Raw genomic sequence first — 8,179 nt, forward strand, 5'->3', positions numbered from 1 at the left:
GCAATGGTGGAACCGGCAGGTCACTGACCTGCACATACCTTGCTCGGGCACCAGAGGGGCTGAGCAACGGGGAGGTCTTATGAAAATGGGTAAGTTGCTGCTTGCGGGTCTTGTGGCCGGTCTGAGCTCTATAGCAATCAACGCTGCACAAGCAGTTGAAATCGAATATTGGCAGTATGTCTTTGAATCGCGTGTCAAGACGATGGACAAGCTGATCGAGAATTTCGAAAAAGCCAATCCTGATATCAAGGTCAAGCAGGTCACGTTCCCTTATGACGATTATCAGACCCGCGTTATTGCGGCGAAGATGGCGGGAAAAAGCCCGGACGTGATGCAGCTGTTCTACGGCTGGCTTGATAAATTCGCTGCCGGTGGCATTTTGCAGCCGCTGCCACAGGAGGCTTTTCCGCACGACAAGATCGAAAGCGAATTCTTCCCAATCGTAAGCGCTATGAAGCGCGGCGATGAATATTACGGCTTGCCCACTGCTGTGCGCTCACTGGCTCTGTTCTACAATAAGAAGCTTTTCGAAGAAGCTGGCCTTGACCCGAAAAATCCGCCGAAAAATCTCGAAGAACTGCTGGCTTATGCCGAGAAAGCAACTAAGCGCGACGCTTCCGGCAATCTGTTGAGCGAAGGCATCACGTTGGATATGCCGGGTCAAGATCTGCATTGGTGGCGCGAAGTGCTGGTTCGCCAGTTCGGCGGCAAGCCATATAGCGATGATTATCGCAAGGTTGCCTATGACGACGCTGCCGGCGAAAAGGCATTGCAGTTCTACACCGACCTGCAGACAAAATATAAGGTCGGCGAAGTGAAGTTCATGGATGAAGGCCATGCAGCATTCCGTTCCGGTAAGGCGGCAATGACTGTGGATGGAACATTCCGTCTCGCCGCTTTTAACACCATCAAGGACTTCGAGTGGGGCGTGACTGAGTTGCCAGCTAATGCTGAGGGCGTGCGTTCAAACTATGCCAGCTATTTTGCCAACGGCATCAGTGCATCGGCAAAGGGCGAAAAGCTGGAAGCGGCTTCAAAGTTCCTGAACTACATTACGTCACCTGAAGCCATGGAAATCTGGCTGAAGGGTGTAGGCGAATTGCCTGCGCGCCGTTCGGCGGCTTTGACGGAAACTAATCTGGCTGATCCGGTTTATGGACCATTCCTCAAAGGTCTGGAATATGCCCACACAACCATGTTCACCGATGAGCTGAAGCAGCGCCAGATCGTCGTCGACATGTCTAACCGCGTGATCCTGCAGAACCAGCCAGTCAAGGAATCCCTTGATGAAGCTGCCAAGGCTGAACAAGCCATTCTGGACACTGCGAAGTAGAACTGCGTTCGGTTGGGCGGTTCTCGCGGACCGCCCGCTTCCGATTTTCAGCAGCTTTCGTGCTGCTTTGAACAATACGGCTCTGTTTTGGAAGCAATCGTTTCCGACCGTGGCTGCCCTGCAACGCATCGGCTGGCCGAAGGATTTTTATTATGACAATGACGGCTGAACCCGATCATACAGCGCGCAGACCTTTCGGCTCGCGACTGACAGATCGCCTGTCGATGAAAACCAGAAGATTGATTTGGGTGTGGAGCTTTCTGGCTCTGCCCATCCTTTTCTATAGCGTCATCCGCTTTTATCCGACGATTGAAGCATTCTGGTTGTCTTTCACCAACTGGGATCTGATGAGCCCGCCGGAATTTATCGGTATCGCCAACTATCAGAAGCTTTTTGCCGATCCTGAATTCTGGAAAGTGTTCAAAAACACTTTCATCTACCTGTTGGTCGGCACGCCCATCAGTCTGGTTCTGGCTTTTGTCATCGCTTACTATCTGGACCGTGTCAGGCTTATGCACGGTTTCATTCGAGCCTTGTATTTCCTGCCTTATCTGACCACAGCGGCAGCAATGGCATGGGTATGGCGCTGGTTTTACCAGCCTGCACCAATCGGCTTCATCAATAATATTCTGAGTTCCCTTGGCTTGCCGCAACAAGGTTTTCTGCGCTCGGTTGATCAGGGGCTTTATGCCATCATGGCAACCTCAATCTGGGCAGGACTTGGCTTTCAGATCATCATCTTCATGGCGGGTTTGCGCGCGGTTCCCGGCACATTTTATGAGGCGGCGCGCATTGATGGCCTCGGCGAATGGGCCATTCTGCGCAAAATCACCATCCCGTTGCTAAAGCCAACAACTGTGTTTCTGGTGGTGTTTTCCTCAATCGGTTTCCTGCGCATCTTCGATCAGGTCTACAACATGACCACCAATGATCCCGGTGGTCCACTGGGATCAACCAAACCACTGGTACTGATGATCTATCAGACGGCATTTTCGTCCTATGCAATGGGCTATGCGGCTGCGCAAACGATCATTCTCTTCATCATTCTGCTTTGCGTCTCCCTGTTACAGCTCTGGATTCTGAGGGAAAAGAAATGACCGCGCCTGCACAAACCAAATCCCTCCCGTTCCAGAATCTGAAGCCCGGCCGCGTCATCACATGGACTTTGCTGTTCATCGGCGGTCTGATCATGATCACGCCACTTGTTTTCATGTTTTCAACCTCGTTGAAAACTGCAAGTCAGGTCTATGATTTGAGGCTCATTCCCGCGGAGCCCACGCTTCAAAACTATGCCACCATTCTTGCTGACGGGCGCTTTCTGCGCTGGTTCATGAATTCGATGATCGTGGCCGTGGTCGTAACCTTGTCGAACGTATTTTTCGACAGTCTGGTCGGTTATACGTTGGCAAAATTCCAGTTCCGAGGCCGCTATTTCATCTTCCTCGCGATCCTCTCGACCCTGATGATCCCGACCGAAATGCTGGTTATTCCTTGGTATCTGATGTCGAGCAAGCTCGGCTGGCTGGACAGCTATTGGGGCATCATGTTCCCCGGTATGATGACTGCTTTTGGTACCTTCCTGATGAAACAGTTCTTTGAAGGCGTGCCAAATGATTTCCTCGAAGCCGCACGTGTAGACGGGCTTAACGAGTTCCAGATCTGGTGGAAAATTGCCATGCCATTGGTCACCCCGGCTCTGTCGGCGCTGGCGATCTTTACCTTCCTCGGTAACTGGACCGCTTTCTTCTGGCCACTGATCGTTTCAACCAGTCCGGAGCTTTATACGCTGCCGGTGGGACTATCGAGCTTTGCAGTTGAGCAATCGATCCAGTGGGAAATGATCATGACCGGCGCAGCGATCGCTACATTGCCTACGCTTATCGTTTTCATGCTGCTTCAGCGCTACATCGTACGCGGTGTTATGCTGGCAGGTCTGAAAGGTTGAACCATGTCTGATCTCGACCCAAAATTGTCCGACAACAGCGTGTTTCCAAATCCGGTTTATAAAGAAACCGTGCTTCGTCCGCTGTTTGATGGTGCCAAGACACACCATGTTGATGGTTTCCGTCGCATTGACCGCGCTCATCTGGTGATGCTGGTTGAAACCGGTATTCTGGATCGCGAACAGGCGGCACAGATTGCCTGCGCGCTTGAAGCAATTGATCAGGAAATCAATCCGGCAGAGCTGACCTATACCGGTGAGGTAGAAGACTTCTTTTTCCTCATCGAGAAGGAACTTAAAGCCCGTATCGGTGCCGATGTTGCGGGGCGCTTGCATACTGCTCGTTCGCGTAATGATATTGACCACACGCTGTTCAAACTTGGCCTAAAAAAGCACATTGATGCGTTGCTGGCCAAGTCACGGCACCTGATTGATGTGCTGGTTGCAGCTGTTGAACGTGAACAGGCAACATTGATCGTTGCCTATACCCATGGGCAACCGGCACAGCCGACCACATTCGGGCATTATCTCGCTGCGGCTACGGAAGTACTAATCAGGGATATCGAACGCCTTGAAGCCGCCCGCGCGATTGTAAACCAGTCCCCGATGGGGGCAGCAGCCATCACCACCTCCGGCTTTCCGATTGACCGCAAGCGCGTCTCGGAGCTGTTGGGCTTTGCTGCCCCCTTAAACAATTCCTACAGCTGTATCGCAGCAGTGGATTACATCACCTCGACCTATTCCGCGCTGGAACTGATGTTCATTCATCTGGGAAGGCTCATTCAGGACTTCCAGTTCTGGACGAGCTTTGAAGTTGGCCAGATTTATGTGCCGAATGCCTTTGTGCAGATTTCTTCAATCATGCCGCAAAAGCGCAATCCGGTGCCGATTGAACATATGCGTCATTTGTCGAGCCAGACAATGGGGCGTGCCCGCACCGTGCTGGATGTGATGCACAATACGCCTTTCACCGATATGAATGACAGCGAAGGCGAAACCCAGCAAATGGGCTATGAGGCTTTTGCCTCTGCCGGTCGTGTGCTTGATCTGCTGGCGGCCTTCATCGAAGCCATTCGTATCGATCCGGCACGAGTTGCTGAAAATATCCGTCGTTCGTGCATTACGATCACGGAACTTGCCGATTCACTGGTGCGCATTGAAGGCCTGTCGTTCCGTCAGGCGCATGAGATTGCAGCGACTGTAGCACGCGCGGTGGTGGCTCAAGGTGGCGGGCTTGAGCAAGATGGCTTTGCGCCTTTCCTTGCAGCATTCCATGAAGCCACCGGACGCGAACCATCCTTCGATCAGGTCAAATTTGAAGAACTGGTTTCGCCGCAGCATTTCGTTGCTGTGCGTGGCCGTTTAGGCGGTCCGGCACCAGCGCCAATGCGCGAGGCCCTCGCGCGTTACCGAACAAACGTTGCGGGTTTAACAGCACGCGCTGCAGAGCACGAAGCTTATGAAGCTAAAGCCAATCAAGAACTTAATGAAAAATTCAGCGCACTTGCGGAGACACGTTAATGGCAACCATTGAACTCGAAAAACTTGTCAAACGTTACGGCAAGGTCGAAGCAGTTCGCGCAATCGATCTGCAGATCGAAGACGGAGAATTTGTCGTTTTCGTTGGCCCTTCCGGCTGCGGTAAGTCGACAACTCTGCGTATGATTGCCGGTCTGGAAGATATTTCCGGGGGACAGTTGAAAATCGGTGGCGAAGTCGTCAACGAACGCGATCCGAAACAGCGCAATATTGCAATGGTATTCCAGAATTATGCGATTTATCCGCATATGAGCGTACGCCAGAATATTGGTTTCGGCCTTTACACCTCAAAACTTTCAAAGGCGGAAAAGGCCAAGCGGATTGAGGATGTTGGTGCATCATTGGGGCTGACACCCTATCTTGATCGTCGTCCTGCGGCTCTGTCCGGTGGGCAGCGTCAGCGTGTGGCAATTGGCCGTGCAATGGTTCGTAATCCTTCAGCGTTCTTGTTTGATGAACCATTGTCGAACCTTGACGCGCAATTGCGCGCACAGATGCGCATTGAAATCAAACGCCTGCACCAGAGCCTCAAGACAACCACAGTTTACGTGACCCATGATCAGGTTGAAGCCATGACTATGGCCGACCGTATTGTGGTGATGCGCGATGGTAATATTTTGCAAACCGGCACGCCGACCGAGCTTTATGAGCATCCGGTGGATGTGTTTACAGCACGCTTTATCGGAAGCCCGTCGATGAACCTGCTCAAAGGCCGCCGCAAAGGCGATACGGTCGAGTTCGGTGCTGATGGCGACATGTTGATCGGTATTCGCCCACATGAATTGACCGTCGGTGAAACCGGCACTGAAGGCGGTATATCGCTGCAAGGTGTGGTAACGGCGGTTGAGCCGCTCGGAGCAGAAACTCTGGTTCATCTTGATGTAAATGGTGATGCTGTTATTGCGACAGCACCGGGCAAAACCGTTCCAAAGTCTGGCACGACACTGAGCGTCTTTGCGCCTGCTGGTAGCCTGTATCTGTTTGATGCCAAGACAGAAAAGAGCCTCGGTCGCCTATAATGTCAAAACAATTCAAAACCCCTGCGGTCCTTAGCATAGGACGGATTTATTGCGACCTGATTTTCACTGGCCTTGATGCTTTACCGCAGCCAGGCAGAGAAGTTTTTGCAGGCGACATGAAAATCGTAGCCGGCGGCGGCGCCTTTATTTCCGCCGCCCATTTTGCTCATGTTGGCCGCTCAGTGGCGTTGGTCGCACGACTTGGAACGGACAGCCTCTCAAAGGGCATTTCTAAGGACTTGGCCATCGATGGTCTTGATCTACGCTTTCTGGAAACTTCAACTGAGGCTGGGCCTCAAGTGACTGTGGCCAGTGTTATCGGCAACGACCGCGCGTTTCTTTCGCGCCGTGCGGGCTCCGCACGGCCATCCACCCTTGATGACGCTTTGACATGGAACAATGCGAAACATCTCCACATCGCAGAATATGCGACATTGCACGAAATACCGGATTTGATTACTAAAGCTAAAGCTGCCGGGCTGACCGTTTCACTGGATCCAAGTTGGGATGAAACCCTCATCTATAGCCAGGACTTTCTGAAAAGCTGTGAAGGCGTGGATATCTTCCTGCCTAACAGCGAGGAAGCGGAAGCCATTACCGGAGATCGAGATCCCCGCAAAGCAATCGGTGTTCTATCGAAGCGCTTTCCAATCGTCGCTCTGAAGGCGGGCGAAGAAGGAGCATGGCTGAGCACCGGGTCGATGGAGATGCATATTCCTGCTGACAAGGTAGACGTTATAGACACGACCGGTGCAGGCGATGCTTTCAATGCTGGTTTCATCGACTCATGGATTGACGGATGTAGTCCGGCCGACTGTCTGGCTGCGGGTGTCAAAAGCGGTAGCCTGGCGGTTCAGGCCGCAGGTGGGGCTTCCATCCTGCAGAGTTAAGCTGGCAGAAAATCACTCAACTATTTCAGCACGAGGTCCTTCATGGTCACGACATCATTTATGCGCAAAGAGACAATTGAGGCCTCGGCCGTTGTTTCGCGTTTGCTGACGGAAGAAGCCGCAACGATCGCGGCAATCAAACGTCTCTATGAAGAGCGTAAGCCACGTGTGATTACGACGGCTGCCCGCGGCTCGTCCGATCACGCTGCATCCTTCTTCAAATATCTGTTCGAGATCAGCGTTGGCTTGCCGGTGGCTTCAATAGGTCCTTCGGTGACATCGGTTTATAACAGCCGCTTGCAGTTGCAGGATGGGTTGCACTTTACGGTTTCGCAGTCCGGCGCCAGCCCCGACATTGTTGCGTTGCAGAGGGCGGCCAAACAGGGTGGAGCGATTACCGTGGCTCTCGTCAACGTAACCGACAGTCCTTTGGCGCAACAGGCCGATATTGTGCTGGGGTTACACGCAGGCAAAGAACAGAGCGTAGCCGCAACCAAATCCTGCATCGCGGGCGCTACCGCACTTGCCGCCATCACAGCAGCAATCAGCGACGACAGTGCGTTGCAAGCGGCGCTCACCAGACTGCCGCAGGCATTGGACGCAACGACGAGTGCTCCAATCGATGAAGCATTGATTACAAAACTCGCCTCAATTGAAGGAATGTATGTCGTCGGACGAGGCACTGGGTTTGCTGTCGCATTGGAAGCTGCCCTTAAGGCCAAGGAGACCTGTGGCATTCACGCAGAGGCTTTTTCGTTGGCCGAAGTTATGCATGGCCCCATTCGTCTGGTTCACAGCGGCTTTCCAGTCTTGGCATTTTTGAATGAAGACGAAGCATTCAGCGCCAACAAACAGGCAGTCGACCGCCTGGTTGGTCTTGGTGCTGATGTTATAGCGATTGGCGCTCGAAGCGCTCAACATAAAGCTATCGGGATCACGCCAACGGGACAGGGTTTGATTGATCCGCTTGTAGGTCTAGGGGCTTATTACAGCTTGATTGAACGCGTTGCACTAGCCCGCGGCTTTGATCCCGATAAGCCTATGAATCTCAGCAAAGTCACCGAAACCGTTTAGTTTTATCGCCCTTTAACGTCGCCTCCTGGACTTGCCCTATGCAGGTTCCCAATAGCTTAGCCCCGGCCAACAATTGTTGCCGGGGCTTTTCTTTATGGTGGCGGGGGCCTGTTTCCTCGGACTGCCATCATTGTCGGCGTTGATATTTTGGCATCTGGCGCTCTAGAGACAGTAACCTTTGTTACATGGGGGGCTTGGAGTTGACCCTTTTCCCTCCCACATGATTTTCAGTATTCGGTTTAAGATCCGTTGCGTGCTAGCGGTTTTTTATTGATTAGTGGGCTTTAGATTTGGTTTGCTTTAAACGCAAAAAGCCCCGTCGGAGACGGGGCTATTTATGATTTGGTTGCGGGGCAGGATTTGTCCCGTTCGTCGGGTAATC

Annotated in this window: 7 protein-coding genes; all 7 read left to right on the forward strand. The window is 52.6% G+C overall.

Features of this window, described 5'->3' with window-relative positions; all coding sequences use genetic code 11:
• Positions 1-85: 85 nt before the first annotated feature.
• Positions 86-1,333, forward strand: coding sequence for a sugar ABC transporter substrate-binding protein (locus OIV19_RS22210; RefSeq protein ID WP_094578084.1), 1,248 nt, complete (start codon positions 86-88; stop codon positions 1,331-1,333).
• A gap of 152 nt (positions 1,334-1,485) precedes the next feature.
• Positions 1,486-2,430 carry a carbohydrate ABC transporter permease gene (locus OIV19_RS22215; protein WP_421522404.1) on the forward strand — a complete coding sequence of 315 codons (945 nt, stop codon included), beginning with the start codon at positions 1,486-1,488 and terminating at the stop codon, positions 2,428-2,430.
• Complete coding sequence (locus tag OIV19_RS22220) at positions 2,427-3,278, forward strand: carbohydrate ABC transporter permease (protein WP_024898680.1); 852 nt, start codon at positions 2,427-2,429, stop codon at positions 3,276-3,278. The genes OIV19_RS22215 and OIV19_RS22220 overlap by 4 nt, the downstream gene beginning before the upstream one ends.
• 3 nt (positions 3,279-3,281) lie before the next feature.
• A complete protein-coding gene (argH, locus tag OIV19_RS22225) occupies positions 3,282-4,796 on the forward strand; it encodes an argininosuccinate lyase (protein ID WP_264233970.1) in 1,515 nt (504 codons plus the stop codon).
• A complete protein-coding gene (locus OIV19_RS22230; protein ID WP_151095862.1) occupies positions 4,796-5,833 on the forward strand; it encodes an ABC transporter ATP-binding protein in 1,038 nt (345 codons plus the stop codon). Before argH ends, OIV19_RS22230 begins: the two co-directional genes overlap by 1 nt.
• Complete coding sequence (locus tag OIV19_RS22235; protein ID WP_264233971.1) at positions 5,833-6,723, forward strand: sugar kinase; 891 nt, start codon at positions 5,833-5,835, stop codon at positions 6,721-6,723. The genes OIV19_RS22230 and OIV19_RS22235 overlap by 1 nt, the downstream gene beginning before the upstream one ends.
• A gap of 42 nt (positions 6,724-6,765) precedes the next feature.
• Complete coding sequence (locus tag OIV19_RS22240) at positions 6,766-7,797, forward strand: SIS domain-containing protein (protein WP_264233972.1); 1,032 nt, start codon at positions 6,766-6,768, stop codon at positions 7,795-7,797.
• Positions 7,798-8,179 lie beyond the last annotated feature (382 nt).

The sequence above is a fragment of the Brucella sp. HL-2 genome, from assembly GCF_025846885.2.
In the GTDB taxonomy this organism is placed as follows: domain Bacteria; phylum Pseudomonadota; class Alphaproteobacteria; order Rhizobiales; family Rhizobiaceae; genus Brucella; species Brucella quorumnocens.

Excerpts from the sequence above, each read along its gene's own strand:
- OIV19_RS22210 (WP_094578084.1), top strand. The coding sequence starts at position 86 with ATGGGTAAGTTGCTGCTTGCGGGTCTTGTGGCCGGTCTGAGCTCTATA.
- OIV19_RS22215 (WP_421522404.1), top strand. The coding sequence starts at position 1,486 with ATGACAATGACGGCTGAACCCGATCATACAGCGCGCAGACCTTTCGGC.
- OIV19_RS22220 (WP_024898680.1), top strand. The coding sequence starts at position 2,427 with ATGACCGCGCCTGCACAAACCAAATCCCTCCCGTTCCAGAATCTGAAG.
- argH (WP_264233970.1), top strand. The coding sequence starts at position 3,282 with ATGTCTGATCTCGACCCAAAATTGTCCGACAACAGCGTGTTTCCAAAT.
- OIV19_RS22230 (WP_151095862.1), top strand. The coding sequence starts at position 4,796 with ATGGCAACCATTGAACTCGAAAAACTTGTCAAACGTTACGGCAAGGTC.
- OIV19_RS22235 (WP_264233971.1), top strand. The coding sequence starts at position 5,833 with ATGTCAAAACAATTCAAAACCCCTGCGGTCCTTAGCATAGGACGGATT.
- OIV19_RS22240 (WP_264233972.1), top strand. The coding sequence starts at position 6,766 with ATGGTCACGACATCATTTATGCGCAAAGAGACAATTGAGGCCTCGGCC.